15 protein-coding genes and 1 pseudogene are annotated in these 14,694 nt (G+C 69.2%); 5 read left to right on the top strand and 11 right to left on the bottom strand.

What is annotated here, in order from left to right; all coding sequences use genetic code 11:
* Positions 1-166: 166 nt before the first annotated feature.
* The 3 genes from VFB40_RS16895 to VFB40_RS16885 form a co-directional block, all read right to left on the bottom strand.
* Complete coding sequence (locus VFB40_RS16895) at positions 167-835, bottom strand: tRNA adenosine deaminase-associated protein (RefSeq protein ID WP_324851713.1); 669 nt, start codon at positions 833-835, stop codon at positions 167-169.
* Between the two features lie 57 nt (positions 836-892).
* Entirely contained in the window at positions 893-1,432 is a 540-nt protein-coding gene (locus VFB40_RS16890) for a tRNA adenosine deaminase-associated protein (RefSeq protein WP_324851711.1), read from the bottom strand.
* 175 nt (positions 1,433-1,607) lie between these two features.
* Entirely contained in the window at positions 1,608-1,895 is a 288-nt protein-coding gene (locus VFB40_RS16885; RefSeq protein ID WP_324851709.1) for a hypothetical protein, read from the bottom strand.
* Between the two features lie 136 nt (positions 1,896-2,031).
* On the opposite strand from VFB40_RS16885, the gene upp reads away from it, so the two are divergent.
* A complete protein-coding gene (upp, locus tag VFB40_RS16880; RefSeq protein ID WP_324851708.1) occupies positions 2,032-2,670 on the top strand; it encodes a uracil phosphoribosyltransferase in 639 nt (212 codons plus the stop codon).
* Between the two features lie 41 nt (positions 2,671-2,711).
* On the opposite strand, the gene VFB40_RS16875 is transcribed toward upp, so the two are convergent.
* From VFB40_RS16875 to VFB40_RS16865, 3 genes are read right to left on the bottom strand one after another with little or no spacing between them, the layout of a single operon-like run.
* The gene (locus tag VFB40_RS16875; RefSeq protein ID WP_324851706.1) at positions 2,712-4,091 is read right to left on the bottom strand and encodes an NAD(P)(+) transhydrogenase (Re/Si-specific) subunit beta; all 1,380 of its coding nucleotides are present in this window, start codon (positions 4,089-4,091) and stop codon (positions 2,712-2,714) included.
* Complete coding sequence (locus VFB40_RS16870) at positions 4,088-4,381, bottom strand: NAD(P) transhydrogenase subunit alpha part 2 (RefSeq protein ID WP_349261514.1); 294 nt, start codon at positions 4,379-4,381, stop codon at positions 4,088-4,090. The genes VFB40_RS16875 and VFB40_RS16870 overlap by 4 nt, the downstream gene beginning before the upstream one ends.
* 19 nt (positions 4,382-4,400) lie before the next feature.
* Positions 4,401-5,639 carry an NAD(P) transhydrogenase subunit alpha gene (locus tag VFB40_RS16865; RefSeq protein WP_324851702.1) on the bottom strand — a complete coding sequence of 413 codons (1,239 nt, stop codon included), beginning with the start codon at positions 5,637-5,639 and terminating at the stop codon, positions 4,401-4,403.
* 387 nt (positions 5,640-6,026) lie between these two features.
* Here VFB40_RS16865 and VFB40_RS16860 point away from each other — a divergent pair, with 387 nt between their 5' ends.
* Both VFB40_RS16860 and VFB40_RS16855 read left to right on the top strand, forming a co-directional pair.
* Positions 6,027-6,197 carry a hypothetical protein gene (locus VFB40_RS16860; protein ID WP_324842910.1) on the top strand — a complete coding sequence of 57 codons (171 nt, stop codon included), beginning with the start codon at positions 6,027-6,029 and terminating at the stop codon, positions 6,195-6,197.
* Positions 6,198-6,206: 9 nt separating this feature from the next.
* Positions 6,207-6,986 (top strand): PH domain-containing protein, encoded by a 780-nt coding sequence (locus VFB40_RS16855; RefSeq protein ID WP_324851700.1) that lies wholly within the window; start codon positions 6,207-6,209, stop codon positions 6,984-6,986.
* Between the two features lie 78 nt (positions 6,987-7,064).
* Here the strand turns inward: VFB40_RS16855 and VFB40_RS16850 are convergent, their stop codons facing one another.
* Entirely contained in the window at positions 7,065-8,648 is a 1,584-nt protein-coding gene (locus tag VFB40_RS16850; RefSeq protein WP_324851697.1) for a DUF6541 family protein, read from the bottom strand.
* A gap of 35 nt (positions 8,649-8,683) precedes the next feature.
* Positions 8,684-9,382, bottom strand: coding sequence for a glycosyltransferase family 2 protein (locus VFB40_RS16845; RefSeq protein WP_324851694.1), 699 nt, complete (start codon positions 9,380-9,382; stop codon positions 8,684-8,686).
* Between the two features lie 129 nt (positions 9,383-9,511).
* Between VFB40_RS16845 and VFB40_RS16840 the strand changes: the two genes are divergently transcribed.
* Complete coding sequence (locus tag VFB40_RS16840) at positions 9,512-10,495, top strand: UDP-glucuronic acid decarboxylase family protein (RefSeq protein ID WP_349261513.1); 984 nt, start codon at positions 9,512-9,514, stop codon at positions 10,493-10,495.
* Positions 10,496-10,637: 142 nt separating this feature from the next.
* Here the strand turns inward: VFB40_RS16840 and VFB40_RS16835 are convergent, their stop codons facing one another.
* Together VFB40_RS16835 and VFB40_RS16830 are read right to left on the bottom strand one after the other, a co-directional pair.
* The gene (locus tag VFB40_RS16835) at positions 10,638-10,898 is read right to left on the bottom strand and encodes a DUF6295 family protein (protein ID WP_324851690.1); all 261 of its coding nucleotides are present in this window, start codon (positions 10,896-10,898) and stop codon (positions 10,638-10,640) included.
* 10 nt (positions 10,899-10,908) lie between these two features.
* On the bottom strand, positions 10,909-11,661 hold the full coding sequence (locus VFB40_RS16830; protein ID WP_324851688.1) for a dienelactone hydrolase family protein: 753 nt from the start codon (positions 11,659-11,661) through the stop codon (positions 10,909-10,911).
* A 253-nt stretch (positions 11,662-11,914) separates the two neighbouring features.
* Between VFB40_RS16830 and VFB40_RS16825 the strand changes: the two genes are divergently transcribed.
* Entirely contained in the window at positions 11,915-13,303 is a 1,389-nt protein-coding gene (locus VFB40_RS16825; RefSeq protein WP_324851686.1) for an MATE family efflux transporter, read from the top strand.
* A 180-nt stretch (positions 13,304-13,483) separates the two neighbouring features.
* On the opposite strand, the pseudogene VFB40_RS16820 reads toward VFB40_RS16825, so the two are convergent.
* A pseudogene (locus VFB40_RS16820) lies at positions 13,484-14,694 on the bottom strand (hypothetical protein); the annotation flags it as partial.

Below are 14,694 nucleotides of genomic sequence, written 5' to 3'. Positions count from 1 at the left end.
GGGGCGGGTGAGACGGGGACGGTGGGGTGCGCAGGCGAGGCAGGCGTGGGGGCCGACTCGGCCTCAGTTGCCGAGTCGGCTCCTGCCGCATGCACGGGGCTCGGACCGGCTGACGGGATGTCGGCTTGCTCGGACGAGGCGGCTTGTTCGGAGGATGCGGCCGGGGTCAGCGGACTTCCTCGAGTTCGTCCGCTGCGCCGAGGGCCTCGGCGACGTCGGCAAGCGCGTCCGCGGGGACCGTTCCCTCGCCGCACAGGCCGACCAGCTTGGACGCGCGCACGCCGAAGTCCGCGAGCAGGTCCGCGTCGCCGGCCGGGCCTGAGTGCAGCGGGCGGTGCTCGCCGGGCTCCTCATCGAGGTCGGCCGCCGGGTTGAGACCGCTGCCGTTGAGCAGTTCGTCCCCGACCTCGTCGGCCTCGCCGTCATCGTCGAGCGCGTCGTCGATCCCTCCTGCGCCCACGTCGTCGAGGCCGACCGCGCCCACTGCCGCGGCCACGGGCTGTTGCGCGGGTCGGCCGTCCGGTCCGACCGGCAGCAGGTCACCCGACAGCAGCAGATCCGCGTACGCCGACCGGGAGACCGCGGCCATGTCCGAGACGAACAGCCGCGGGTCCTCGTCGGCGTCGAGGCGGATCACGGCGAACCACACGTCCTCCTGCTCGAGCAGCAGCACGGAGGTTTCCGGCTCCTCTTCGTCCTCGTCGTCCTCGGGAACCTCCCGCATGAACTCCACCAGGCCGGCGACGTCCTCGATCTGGTCCAGATCGGCGTCGCGGGCCGTCCAGCGGTCCGCTGACCGCGCCAGCAGTGCGGCGAAGTACGCCACGGCGAGCACACTCTCCCCTCGAATCTCGGGCCGCGCGGTCACCGTCCCGCGCGGCCGGTTTCACACTCAACCATCACGCCATTCGTCGGCCTGGTCGTCCCGCCGGGCCGCCTTGGCGAACTGCTCGCCGAAGCCGAGCCTGGCCGCGAGCCCGCCGACCGCGTCGCGCAGCCGCAGGTCCCGTTCAAGCTGGAGCTGTTCGCAGACGAACGCCAGGTCCAGCGGCCCGAGGCCGAGGTCCGCGAAGATGCTCTGGTCGCCGAACGGCACCTCGTCGAGCTTGAACGGGTCGGCCTCCGGGTCCAGCCGCTCGAGCAGATCCCCGGCGATCTGGTCGTCCGCGCCCGCGGCAGCGTTGGACAGGAACAGCCGGACCTCCCGGCCGACCAGCCTCGCCGCCAAGAAGTACTCGTCGCCGAGCCCGACCAGACCGATCGTCGGGCCCTCGGAGACCTGCTGGTGCAGCGCGAACAGGAAGTCGTCGAGGGATTCGGCCACATGCGGTGGCAGCCCGACCGCCTCCCAGCGTCCGTCCTCCTGGAAGGCGGCCACGGCGAAGTCGACGAGCTCGTCGTCAAACTCCAAGTAGTCCGCCTGCCGCGCCATTTCCGTCCTCTCCAGCGGTTGCGTACCACGAACCAGGGCCGTGCATGCATGCCTCACGAAGCAATGTCTGCACTCGCATCGTGACAGAAAGCGATGCTCCACGGCACCGGTTCGCGCGCGTGTATCGGCGCGCCGCGTTCAGGGGCGGCTCGGCGGCCCGGATCAGCCGGGCGGATCAGTACCGGAAGGTACGGAGGACCCGGGCGTGCAGTTCCGCGGCCCGGGCCCGGCGGGGCGCGACCCGCCTGCGCAGTTCACGCGCCTCGGCGAGGTCGGCGAGGAAACGGGCGCGGCGGACGCGGCGGTCCCGCTCGGGGTCGGAGGTGACGGAAGCGGAAGGGGACGGGGAGATGGGCGTGGACGCGGGAATCCCGGTGGCGTCGGGCTTTTCGGCGGAGCGCCGGGCGTCGGGCTTCGGGGCGTCGCTCCCCTGCTCGTCGCGCTCGCGGCGGCGATCGGTCATGGCCGGACCCCTTCGTCCATGTTCGGCCGTTTCCTTCCGGTCGATCCCTACCCGGCCGTCCCGGCTGGTAGACGTGGGGACCACGGATCGAGGCCAGGCTGAAATCAAAGACCGGGTGCCCGCATAGACTCTGCGCATGCGCATCCATGTCGCGGAGCATCCGCTGATCGCCCACAAGCTCACCGCGCTGCGCGACCGGAACACCGACTCGCCGACGTTCCGCAGGCTGGCGGACGAGTTGGTGACGCTGCTCGCCTACGAGGCCACCCGGGACGTACGCGTGGCGCCGCTCGACGTTGAGACCCCGGTCGCCCCGGCCCGCGGCGTGCGCCTTGCCGCGCCGAAGCCGCTGGTCGTGCCGATCCTGCGGGCCGGGCTCGGCATGCTGGACGGCATGGTCCGGCTGCTGCCGACGGCCGAGGTCGGCTTCCTCGGCATGGTGCGCGACGAGGGCACGCTGATCGCCTCCACCTACGCGACGCGGCTACCGGACGACATCTCCGACCGGCAGTGCTACGTGCTCGACCCGATGCTGGCCACCGGCGGCACGCTGGTCGCGGCGATCCGGCTGCTGGCCGAGCGCGGCGCACGCGACGTGACCGCGATCTGCCTGCTGGCCGCGCCGGAGGGGATCGCGAAGATGGAGAAGGAGCTGGAAGGCCACCCGATCCCGGTCACCGTGGTGACCGCCGCGGTCGACGACCAGCTGAACGAGCACGGATATATCGTGCCGGGGCTCGGGGACGCGGGTGACCGACTCTATGGAGTTGTATAAGTTCGTATTGCACGGAGACTAGAAGTTCATAGAGGGCGTTATTACAGCGCCTTAACCGCGGCGACGACCTTGCTGAGGCTCTCCTTGGCGTCGCCGAAGAGCAGCGTCGTCTTCGGGTCGTAGAGCAGGTCGTTCTCGATGCCGGCGAAGCCCGGGCGCAGCGAGCGCTTGCAGAAGACGACGGCTGCCGCGGTGTCCACGTTGAGGATCGGCATGCCGTAGATCGGCGCGCCGGGCGTCGTCTTCGCGGCCGGGTTGACCACGTCGTTCGCGCCGACGACCAGCGCCACGTCCGCGCTGCCGAGCTCCAGGTTCGCCTCGTCCATCTCCAGCAGCGACTCGTAGGGCACGTTCGCCTCGGCAAGCAGCACGTTCATATGACCGGGCATGCGGCCGGCCACCGGGTGAATGCCGTACGCGACCTTGACCCCGCGCGCGCCGAGCAGGTCCGCCAGTTCGCGGATGGTGTGCTGCCCCTGCGCCACCGCGAGCCCGTAACCCGGAATGACGATCACCTTGCGGGCGTAGCCGAGCAGGATCGCGATGTCCTCCGGCGTTCCGGAGCGCACCGGGCGGGTCTCCGCGGCGGCGGCCGGACCACTCGCCGTGGCCCGGAAGGCGCCGAACAGGATGCCGGTGAGCGGGCGGCCCATCGCCGCGGCCATCAGCCGGGTCAGGATCGTGCCGGACGCGCCGACCAGCGTTCCGGCCACGATCAGCAGCGTGTTGCCGAGCACGTAGCCAGAGGCCGCGACGGTCAGGCCGGTGAAGGCGTTGAGCAGCGAGATCACGATCGGCACGTCCGCGCCGCCGACCGGCAGCACGAACAGCACGCCGAGCACCAGCGAGACCAGCAGCAGCGTGGCCAGCAGCCCGGTGGAGCGCACCGGCAGGCCGGTGACGGCCAGGGCGATCGCCGCCACGAAGACGCCGGAGGAGATCCAGCGGCCGGCCGGCAGGACCACCGGGCGGGTGGTCATCAGCTCCTGGAGCTTGGCGAAGGTGACCATCGAGCCGGCGAAGGAGACCGAGCCGACCAGGATGGTGAAGACGGTGGCCGCCTCGTCGCCCATCGCGATCTTCGAGGACTGCGAGGCCACGGTGAGGAACTCCACCAGCGCGACCACCGCGGCCGCGCCGCCGCCGACACCGTTGAAGATCGCGACCAGCTGCGGCATCGCGGTCATCTTGACCCGGGTCGCGGCCGGCACGCCGAACACCGCGCCGACCGCGATCGCGCCGAGGATCAGGCCGATGTGCTGGAGGTGGCCGGTGCTCAGCGTGATGATCACGGCGATGGCCGCGCCCGCCGCACCGGCCCAGTTGCCGTACCGCGCGGTCTTCGGCGCGGAGAGACCCTTGAGGGCGAGGATGAAGCAGATGGCGGCGATCAAGTAGCCGAACTGCGCTCCGGTGCTCATCGGCGGTCCTCGCCGCGGCGCGCGGAGAACATCCGCAGCATCCGGTCGGTGACCACGAAGCCGCCGACCATGTTGACCGTGCCGAGCACGATCGCGATCAGGCCGAGGGTGATCTGCACGGCGCCCGAGGAGACCCCGGTGATCAGGATCGCGCCGACCAGGACGACGCCGTGGATGGCGTTCGCCCCGGACATCAGGGGGGTGTGCAGGGTGGAGGAGACTTTGGAGACCACCTCGAAGCCCACGAACACCGCGAGCACGAAGATGGTCAGCAGCCCCACGCCGCCGATCTGGTTCGCCACGCGCCACCTACTCCGGTTGAGCGGACTGGTCGGAAGGTCCGGGTGCTTCCGGCGCCTCGGTTGTTTCCGGCTGGACTGGCCCGTGGGCCGGTTCGGGCTCAGGCGCAGGCTCCGGTCCGGGTTCCGGTTCGTCCGGGGCCAGCGCGTTGCGCACCGCCTCGTGCACGAAGCGGCCGCCCTCGGTGACCCGTGAACCGGCCAGGATCTCGTCCGCCATGTCGCCGGCCTTGATCAGTGCGATGAACGCGGAGACGTTCGCGCCGTACAGCTTGCTCGCGTGCACCGGCAGCTGCGAGGGCACATCGGCCCCACCCCACACCGACACACCGTTGAATACGCCGGTCTCGCCGGGCTTGGACAGGGCGCAGTTCCCGCCGCTCTGCGCGGCCAGGTCGACGACCACGGAGCCCGGCCGCATCGCCGCGACCATCTCCTCGGTCACCAGCAGCGGGGCGGCCCGGCCCGGGATCGCGGCGGTGGTGATCACGACGTCGGCCTCGGCGACGAAGGGGGCGAGCGCGGCGTGCTGGCGGGTGGCGAAGTCAGCGCTCTGGCTCTTGGCGTAGCCGCCCGCGCCCTCCTGGGTCTCCAGGTCGAGGTTGACGAAGGTCGCGCCGAGCGAGCGGACCTCATCGGCAGCCGCGGAGCGCACGTCGTAACCGCTGACCACCGCGCCGAGGCGGCGTGCGGTCGCGATGGCCTGGAGGCCGGCGACCCCGGCGCCGAGCACGAGCACACGGGCCGGCGGGATGGTGCCGGCCGCAGTCATGAAGAGCGGGAAGAAGCGCGGCAGTAGCTCGGCGCCGACGAGCGCGGCGCGGTAACCGGCGACAAGTGCCTGAGACGAGAGCGCGTCAACGCTCTGTGCGCGCGAGATGCGCGGGATCAGTTCGAGTGCGTAGGCGGTAACCCCTTGGTCTCGCACCGCGAACATGGCACGAGATTCCTGAAAGGGGTTGAGAAGGCCGAGGAGGCTGGCGCCTGAGGGCAGCGCGGCGATGACTGACGGTTCCGGGGCGTTGACTACGGCGAGAACGTCGGCACCCGCGGCGATCTGCTCCGCGGACTCGGCGATCTCGGCGCCGGCCGCGCGGTAGTCGTCGTCGCTGGCATAAAGATGCCGACCCGCACCGGACTGGACGGTGACCGTCGTGTCCTGCGCGGCGCACAGTGCGGACACCGCCTCGGGCGGCAACGCCACTCGGCGTTCGCCCGACTTGGTTTCCGACAGCACTCCGATACGCATGGCGTGCACCGTACCCGTCAGTAGGAAGCTGGGGGAAGAGACCTTGCGAAAGCATTGTCACTCGTGAGTGATCGTTTGACCACGACCCGACCAAGGCTGCAGCGGTCGTGTCACCGGCGTGCGCGCCCGCGTGCGAACAACCGGACGAATCGCCGCAAGCTGATAACTATCGGGCAACGGCGCGGATCACCTTGCGGACACTCGGTTTCCGGCCCCCGGCACACCGGGTACCCCTATCTAGTCAGCCGCAGCGCAGCAGATCAGGCTACGCTGGTATCGGTCAGGACTTACGTGCCACACGTGGTCCGTCGTCAGCGGTCTGACCCGTGCGGGCCGGTCAGGGCGGTGCGTCGGTGTCGCGTTCGGAGGGGAAGGATCGCGATCGTTATGCCGAAGGCAAAGCCGGCCATTCAATGGGGCCTCGTGCTTTTCGTGCTGTTCTGGATCGTGCACGACCCGATCACCACTTCGGGCTTCGTGCAGGACGTGTTCAAGTTCATCTCGAGCTTCTTCCACTCCATCGGCAACATCGTCAGCTTCCACAGCAACGTCCACTAGCCGATGACCATGTTCCCGTCGACGCCGTCGGCTCAGGCGCCAGGACACATACGCAAGTTCCTGGACCCTGACGAGAAGGTCGTCATCCACACCCGGTTCCACTGGGCGCGGCTCGTCGGTCCGGTGGCACTGACCGTGGTCGGCGTGCTCGTCACGATCGCGGTCAACGTCTCGCAGCCGGTCAAGACCGGCAGCGCGCTGAACGTGGCCTGGGTGCTGTGGGCGCTTTGGGTGCTGTGGGCTTTGGCGACGATGTGGGACATCCGAAAGGCGATGGCGCTGCGCAAGGCGGACGCGCGTACCCAGCTGTTCGCTGCGGTACTCGTCGCCGCGATCGCGGCCGGGATCGCCTGGCTGGTGCAGAGCAAGCAGTTCGGCGTCGGCGGGATGCTGCTCGTGGTCCTGCTGGTGGTGATCGGCTGGTCGGCGCTTCAGGTCGGCGAGTGGGCGGACCGCTTCTTCGTGCTGACCAACAAGCGGATCGTGGTGATCGAGGGGATCATCACCACGACCGTGCGCTCGATGCCGGTGTCGCGGTTGACGGACATGGCTTACCGGCGCTCCGGTTTCGGCAGGCTGCTCGGGTACGGACTGTTCGACGTCGAGTCGGCGGGCCAGGACCAGGCGCTGAAGATCATGGACTACGTGCCGAATCCGGAGTTCACCAACCTACAGATCTCGCACCTGCTGTTCGCCAGCCCGAAGCCGGACCCGAAGAACATCGTGATCGGCGGTCAGGTCAACCCGAACAGCGGCAACGTCTCGCTCACCGGCCAGATGGACGGCTGATCCGGATCCATCCGGCCGGTGTGTATCGGCGCGCGAAGCGTGCGCTGAAGCGTGCCGAAGAAGTGAAGAAGTATTGCGTCAGCTTCCGGGGACGATGACGGACAGGCCGGCGCTGTCCACCTGGCGCAGGGTGAGATGGTCGGTTTGCAGCGCGGCGCTCCAGGCGGCCGCTTCGATCGCGGTCACATGCGTGCGCACCACCCAGACGCGCGCGCCGGAGTGCGACCGCGCGAGGGAAAGCGCCTGGTCGAGCGCGGCCCGCACCCCTGAAGTATCGCGGTTGCGCGCGATCACGAGCTGCGGCTGGTCGGGAAAGACCGCGATGTACTTCTGCAGCACGGCCGTGCTCGCGCTCTGCGCCGGCGTGCCCGCAGCCCAGTAGTAGGCGAAGCCCCAGTTGCTGTTGAGGTTCACCAAGACCACGTCGTCCGGGGTCCGGTGCTCGTATACGTATGCTGCCTGAGTACGGACGTCCTCGGCAGGCAGGTCGTGCGAGCGGATGTCGTGACGGGAACCCACGATGAACGCCCCGACCGCCACCACCGCAACAGTCATGGCAGCGAGACTCCGCGGGCTGCGGGAAGCCGCCCACCGGCCGGCCCGCCGCACCGTGCCGGATGCGATCAGGTCACACAGCCCCGCGATGCCGATCGCGGCCAGAGCCACCCCGATGACTAGCAGGAAGGTCGAGGTGCGCTCGTCGAGCAGTGGGTACTTCTTCAGCCCGGAGACCGCGATCATCTCGGGGCCGAGCAGCGCGATCGCCAACGCGACGGCTGGTCGGGCCACGCGCACCAGCACGACCAGACCCAGCGCCGCGAACAACGCGATCAACCAGGTCGGGCCGAGACCGATGAACGAGTGCAGCGTCGCCAGGTTCTCCCGGAGGAATCTGAGGCTCGCGCCCAGGCCGTGGCGCAGGGGGACGTAGTAGGCCTCCCAGTAGCTGGTAAGGCCGGGCACCACCGCGCGGGCATCGAAGACCACGTACACGATGCCTATCCCCACGCCGGCGGCCACGCCTCCGATCGCGGTCTCCAGCAGGCGCGGCCAAGCCCTGCGCGCTAGGTGCAGCAGGGCGAGCGCTCCGAACGCGGCCACGGCGACGAAAAGCGTCGTGTGGCTGAAGAGCATTCCGACGACGCACAGCACGGCAAGCGCGGCGAGACGGCGGCGCGACCACTCCCGCTCAAGCCGCGAGAGACCCGCGAGCACGGCGAGGGCGAGGAAAGCGTCCGCGGTGTACTGCTTGAGATCGTCGCGGACCAGCAGCGCGGGCGAGAAGAGCACCGACACCGCGGTGACCGTTGCGGCCAAGATCGCGGACCGTCGGTCACGCCAGCCCAGCCCGCGGGCGAGCAGGTACGCGGCGGCGACGGTGAGCGCCGAGAAGAGCAGGGGCAGGATTCTGAGCCACTGATGGCCGCCCGAGCCGACGGCGAAGACGCGCAACAGCAGCGACCAGCCGATCGGCGTGCTGGAAGTGACCGCCGGCAACTGGCTGAGCGGGAAGCGGGTGGTTACGGCGACCCAGGCCTCGTCCGTCCAGAACGGCACCCGGAGCGCGTACGCCACGTCATGTACGGCGAACGTGGCGCCGGACAGTGCGAGGACGAGCCAGAACTCCGGGTGGCGCAAGGTGCGCGCGACAGCCCGTCGCACTCGGATGACCGTGCGGCCGAACCCGGCCGCACCGCTCAGTTCGTCGGGCGGCGCGAGAACCTCTGTCGCGCCAGAATCCACAACGCCTCCACTCCGTCGCGCGCCGTCAGCTTCTTGCCCTCTTCACGGCTGCGGGCCTTGTAACTGATCGGCACCTCGTAAGGGCGCAGGCCGCGTCGCAGCAGTTTCCCGGTGAGCTCGGCCTCCATGCCGAAGCCCTGCTGACGGATGTCAAGGTCCAGGTAGAGCTCGCGCGGGACCAGTTTGAAGCAGGTCTCCAAGTCGCTGATGTAGCAGTTGAACAACACGTTGGCGGCCGTAGTCACACCGCGGTTGCCCAGCACGTACAGGTACGAGTAGGCGTTGTGGCTGCCGAAAGTACGGGTGCCATAAACAACCTTGGCCTCGTTGCGCAACACCGGAGCGAGCAGCGAGGGAATCTCGGCCGGGGAGTATTCCAGGTCCGCGTCACACATGATCACGTAGTCGCCGGTGGCCTTCTCAGCCGCGGTGCGGATTGCGGCGCCCTTGCCCCGGTTCTCCGGGTGCAGGTGAACGCTCACACGCGGGTCGGACTCAAACGACTCGTAGAGATCACGGGTTCCGTCGGTGCTGCCATCGTCCACGATGACGAGTTCGATGTCGCACGGGTATTCGACCCCGAGCACCTCCTTGACCGCGGTGGTCAGGGTCGCGAACTCGTTGTATACGGGCATCAGGATGGACAGCTTCATGAACCTCACCGAACTTAGGTGGCGGCGCCAAGCTTGCCAGCCGGGCGCGTGGCTGCGCTAGTGTACACAGCTGCCCCTTCCCGAACCTGAAGCGGGAGCTCGACACGGGGGCTCGCAGAAAGGACCGGCATGGGGAACCGTCGCGCTGTCGTGACCGGTGGGAGCGGCTTCCTCGGTAGCCACCTGTGCGAAAGGCTGCTGGACGACGGCTACGAAGTCGTCTGCGTGGACAACTTCTGCACGGGCACGCCGGCCAATGTCGGACATCTCATGGAGCAGCCCGGATTCCGTCTCATCCGCATGGACGTGACCGATTACATTCACATCGTCGGTCCGGTCGATCTGGTGCTTCACTTCGCGTCGCCCGCCTCGCCCATCGATTACCTGCAGCTGCCGATCGAGACGCTGAAGGTCGGTTCGATCGGCACGCTGCACGCGGTCGGCCTGGCGAAGGACAAGTCGGCCCGGTTCGTGCTGGCCTCCACCTCCGAGGCGTATGGCGACCCCAAGGTGCACCCGCAGCCTGAAACGTACTGGGGGCACGTCAACCCGGTCGGCCCGCGCGGCGTCTACGACGAGGCGAAGCGCTTCGGCGAGGCGTTGACCATGGCGTACCGCCGCACCGCCGGCGTGAACACCGGCATCGTGCGGATCTTCAACACCTTCGGGCCGCGGATGCGTCCATTCGACGGGCGCGCGATTCCGACGTTCATTCGCCAGGCGCTGGCCGGCGAGCCGATCACGGTGGCCGGCGACGGCTCCCAGACCAGGTCCGTCTGCTTCGTCGACGACCTGGTCGAGGGGATCGTGCGCTTCGCCCACACCGACCACAGCGGTCCGGTCAACATCGGCAACCCGCATGAGATCAGCGTGCTCGCCCTCGCCGAGCTGATCCGGAAGCTGTGCGACTCGCGCTCGCAGATCCAGTTCGTCGAGCGCCCGCAGGACGACCCGTCGGTGCGCCAACCGGACATCACCCTCGCCCGCGATCTGCTGGGCTGGGGACCGAAGGTGGAGATGGTCGACGGTCTGCGGCGCACGATCGACTGGTTCGCCAGCCACCCGGAGCTCACCGCCGCCGAGCCGGCGCAGGTACAGGCCCCGGCGTCCTGACGACGGGAGGCCGGCCGGGCGCTGCGCTGCCCTCTGGCTTCTGCGTCTGGCCTCTGCCCTCCTACGTTCTACATTCTCGCGTTCGTCCTTTCGCGGGTTCGTTGCAGCAGTCGAACCCGCGAAAGGACGATGACGTGCGCCTTTACGCGACGCCCTCGGGCACGGCGTCAAGCGTTTCCAGGATCGCCTGAGCGAGCGCGCGTGCAGTCTCCGCGGTCAACTCGACGGCCACACGCGCGCCGGCTCCGCGCTCCGGGTTGCGAAAGTCGATGTTGAGCGTGTGATCCGCCGACGCGTGAACCGGGTGGTCGAAGTACACGGTCGTCTCGGTCAGCGGGAACCAGCCCTCGGCGCCCTTTCCGCTGCCCTCGGTGTCCACCTTCGCGGTGATGTAAGTGCACATATACGATCCCTTACGCGCTCAGGTGCTTGCCGAAGAAGGACTTGATGCGCTCCCAGCCGTCCTTGGCGGCCTCCGGGCGGAAGGCGGGGCGCTCGACCATGAAGAAGGCGTGGCCGGCACCCGGGTAGCTGTGGAAGTCGAAGGACTTGCCGAACTTGGTCAGCAGCTGTTCGAGCTCTGCGACCTCCTCCGGCGAGGGGTGCTTGTCGTCCGCGCCGAACAGGCCCAGGAGCGGGCAGTTCAGGTTGGGCAGCTTGTCGTAGAGCGGGCTGATGTGCCGCAGCGGGTGACCTTCGATGCTCGACGGGTCGCCGGTCACGAAGGCGCCGTAGCAGTCCACGGCGGCGTCGAGCGGCAGGCTGCAGGCGGCGAGCACGGACTGGCGGCCGCCGGAGCAGTAGCCGATCACGCCCACCTTGCCGTTGGAGTTCGGCAGCGAGCGAAGGTACTGCGCGGCCCCGGCCACATCGCCGACCAACCGCTCGTCCGGAATCCCACCCTTGGCCCTCCCGGCCGCCGCGGCGTCGTCGGGTGCGGCGCCGGGGGCGTCGTGCCAGTAGAGGTTGGGCATCACCGCGTTGTAGCCCATGTGCCCGAACCGGCGGACGATCTCCTTCGTCGCCTCGTCGTATCCGGGCAGGTGGTGGATGACCACCACGCCGCCGCGCGGCCGGTCGTCCTGGGCAACGGCCGAGTACGCCTCGATCTCGGCGCCCTCGTGTCCGGTGATCCGTACTGTCGCAGACAGGAATGCATCGCTCATGCGACACATCCTGCACCCGCAGTCTGCAAGCCGCATGAAGCCCTCCGGTCTCAAGCGGCGATTGGCAGCGTGGTGCCCTTGGGCCGCGGTACTACCGATGGTGCGGCGGTGATCGAAATCGAAGCGATACAAACCGACGCTGGACTTCGCTCCGAATCGCGCTACGTTGATCACGCAGCCCTCGAATACACACGGGGGCTGCACTTTTGCGCCCGCAGCCGTGATTTACCTGCTGCGCTACCATGCACGGGTCATGGTTACCGCACCCGCCCCAGGTCGGGGAACTCGCCTGCTTTCCCTGCTCAACCGGCCGGTCGTCCTGCTGGCGGCCGGGCTGGGACTGTCCGCGGCCGCGGGCTCCGCGTTCATCGCGGTCGTCAACCACTCGATGCCCGTCGACCAGGTCCGGCCGCTGCCGCAGCTTTACTTCCTGCTCTCCGCGATCGGCACCGGGATGTTCGCGGCCTTCGAGCAGGAGATGACCCGCGCGGTCAGCCGCGCGCTCGCGCTCGGCCACTCCGAGGCGCAGGTGATCCGGCACCAGGTGCGCAACGCGGCCTGGGTCGGCATCGGCACCGTCGCGATCGTGTCCGCGGCGAGCCCGTTCATCACGCATCACTGGTTTTACGGCAACTGGCTGGTCTTCGTCGAGCTGGTGATCGGCCTGGCCGGGATCTGGGCGTCGTTCCTCGTGCGCGGCGTGCTTTCCGGGCGGCAGCAGTTCCGCTCGTACGCGGTCACGATGGTGGTCGAGGGCTTGGCGCGGCTGCTGCCGAGCATCGCGCTGGCGCTGCTCGGGGTCGGGTCCACCTGGTCGCAGGGCTTGGTGTTCGCCCTGGGCTCCGCGGTCGCGGCGGTGTCCGGCCTGTTCGTCGCGCGGGCGCCGATCCCGTTCGAGAAGCCGCAGGGCGCGGAGGCCGAGGTCGCCGCGAACAGCGAGCCGGAGACGGCGAACCTGGCGGCGGTGCGGCTGGCCCGGCTCACCGGCGGGGTGCTCGCCGGGCAGGTGTTGATGTACGCGATGCCGCTCGTGGTCAACGGCAGGCTCGCGGAACAGTCCAAACTGGTCATCGCGGTCGGCTCGGCGGTGGGCTTGACCCGGCTGGCGCTGTTGATCCTCTTCCCGCTTCAGGCTCCGTTGCTGCCCAAGCTGAGTGCCGCCGCCGCGCTGGGGCGGATGGCCGAGGTACGGCGGATGACGGCTTTGCTGGCGGCCGTGTGCGTGGCCGCGGGATTGGCGGGGATCGCCAGCGCGGGACTGTTCGGCCCCTGGGTGCTGACCAGTGTGATGGGCGCGCCGGTGTCGCTCTCCGCCGCGTTGCTGATGGAGTTGGCCACCGGAACGCTCTTCCTGCTGGTGGCGAACATCCTGCAGTCCGCGCTGACCGCGCTGAACCGGCAGCAGACCGTGCTGGTGGCGTGGTGCCTTGGCGTGGTCGCGATGTTCATCGTGTTCGCGGTGCCGCTGGGACCGCTCACCACCGCGGCGGTCGCCTCGTTGGTCGGACCGGCGGTGACGATGGTGGTCATGGCTTGGGACGTGCTGCGCACGACTGGCGGCTGGCACGCGTCGGCCGCTGCGGCGGCGCAGCCGGAGGGCGAGCCGGGAAAAGCCGAGCCGGTGGTTGAGCCGGCCACGTAGCTGAGCAGCACTGACCAGCGCTGAGCAGAGCTGAGTTGATCCGCGGCAGAGCGCGCAGAAGCGGTAGCAGCGGGGAACAGAAAACCGGGGCCCGGCGGATCTCTCCGCCGGGCCCCGGCCTCTTACTTGCCCTTATCGCTTACCGGATCACCGATTTTCGGATCACCGCTTTCCGGATCCTCAGCTGAAGTAGCCGCCGAGGTCGACGATCAGGCGGATGGTGCCGCCGGAGCCGTTGAAGAAGTCGACCCGCCCGCTGTTCGGCACGATGGCGGCGTTGGCCACCGCCGGGCCGCCGGGCGAGAAGTCGAGGTTCGACACGACCGGGCGCGTCACGTTGTCCGGGTACGCGGTCAGGTAACCGCTCGCGGTCTGCGCGGCGACGGTGAGGTTGCCGAGGATCGCGGTGGCGGTGGCCGGGACCGGCAGGCCGATCATGCTCGTGGCCGGCACCGTGCCGGGGCCGGAGGTACCCAGCCCGATGCGGGTGTCCACGATCCGGTCCGGGCCGAGCGCGTAGTACTTCGCGCCGCTGACGCCGGCCTTGAAGTACCCGGCCACGTCGGCGATCACGTCGGTGTTGCCGCCGCTGCCGTTGTAGAAGTCCACCTTGCCGTCCGCGCCGACCGGAACGATCACCAGGTTCGCGATCGTCTGGCTCGCCGAGAAGTCGAGGTTGGACACGACCGGCCGGGTGACCGGAGTCCCCGCCGCGGTCTGGTTCGGGTAGACGGTCAGGTAGCCGCCGCCGACCGGACGGGTCACCGTGACGTTCATGGCGATCGCGCTGATCCCGGCGGGAACCGTGACGCTGCCGAACGTGGCGCCGCCGACCGTCAGGGAGTCGACGCCGCTCGCCGGAATCGGCGACTGCGCGACGCCGGTGCCGTTACGCGTGTCCATCGCGCGCACCGGGCCGACTGCCGTGTAGGTGGAGATGCCGGCCGCGGTCGCGTCCGAGGTGAAGTAGCCGGCCAGGTCGGCGATGAACTGCACCGAGGCGCCCGACTCGTTGACGAGGTCGACCTTGCCGTTCGCGCCGACCGGCACGACGACCATGTTCGGCACGGTCTGGTTCGCCGCCCAGTCCACGCTGGAGGTCGACGGGAACGCGCCGCCGTCCGGGTAGACCACGGCGTAGCCGCCGTTCGAGTTCGCGGTCACCGTCACGTTGATCGCCACGGCGGTCACGTTGGCCGACGGCACGCCGTTGAGGCCGGTGATCTGCAGCTTGGTGGTGCCGCCTGCCGCGGCCACCGGACCGGTTCCGCCGATGCCCTTACGGGTGTCCAGGATTCGCGTCGGGCCGGTCGGCACGTAGTAGCTGGCCGGGGAGGTGACCGCGACCTTGCACGCGACGGCGACGACGCCGGTCGCCACCGGGGTGCCCC

Source organism: Actinocrinis sp., assembly GCF_035650855.1.
In the GTDB taxonomy this organism is placed as follows: domain Bacteria; phylum Actinomycetota; class Actinomycetes; order Streptomycetales; family Catenulisporaceae; genus Actinocrinis.
The sequence above is the reverse complement of the archived record's forward strand: the minus strand, read 5'-3'. Positions and strand labels throughout refer to the sequence as shown.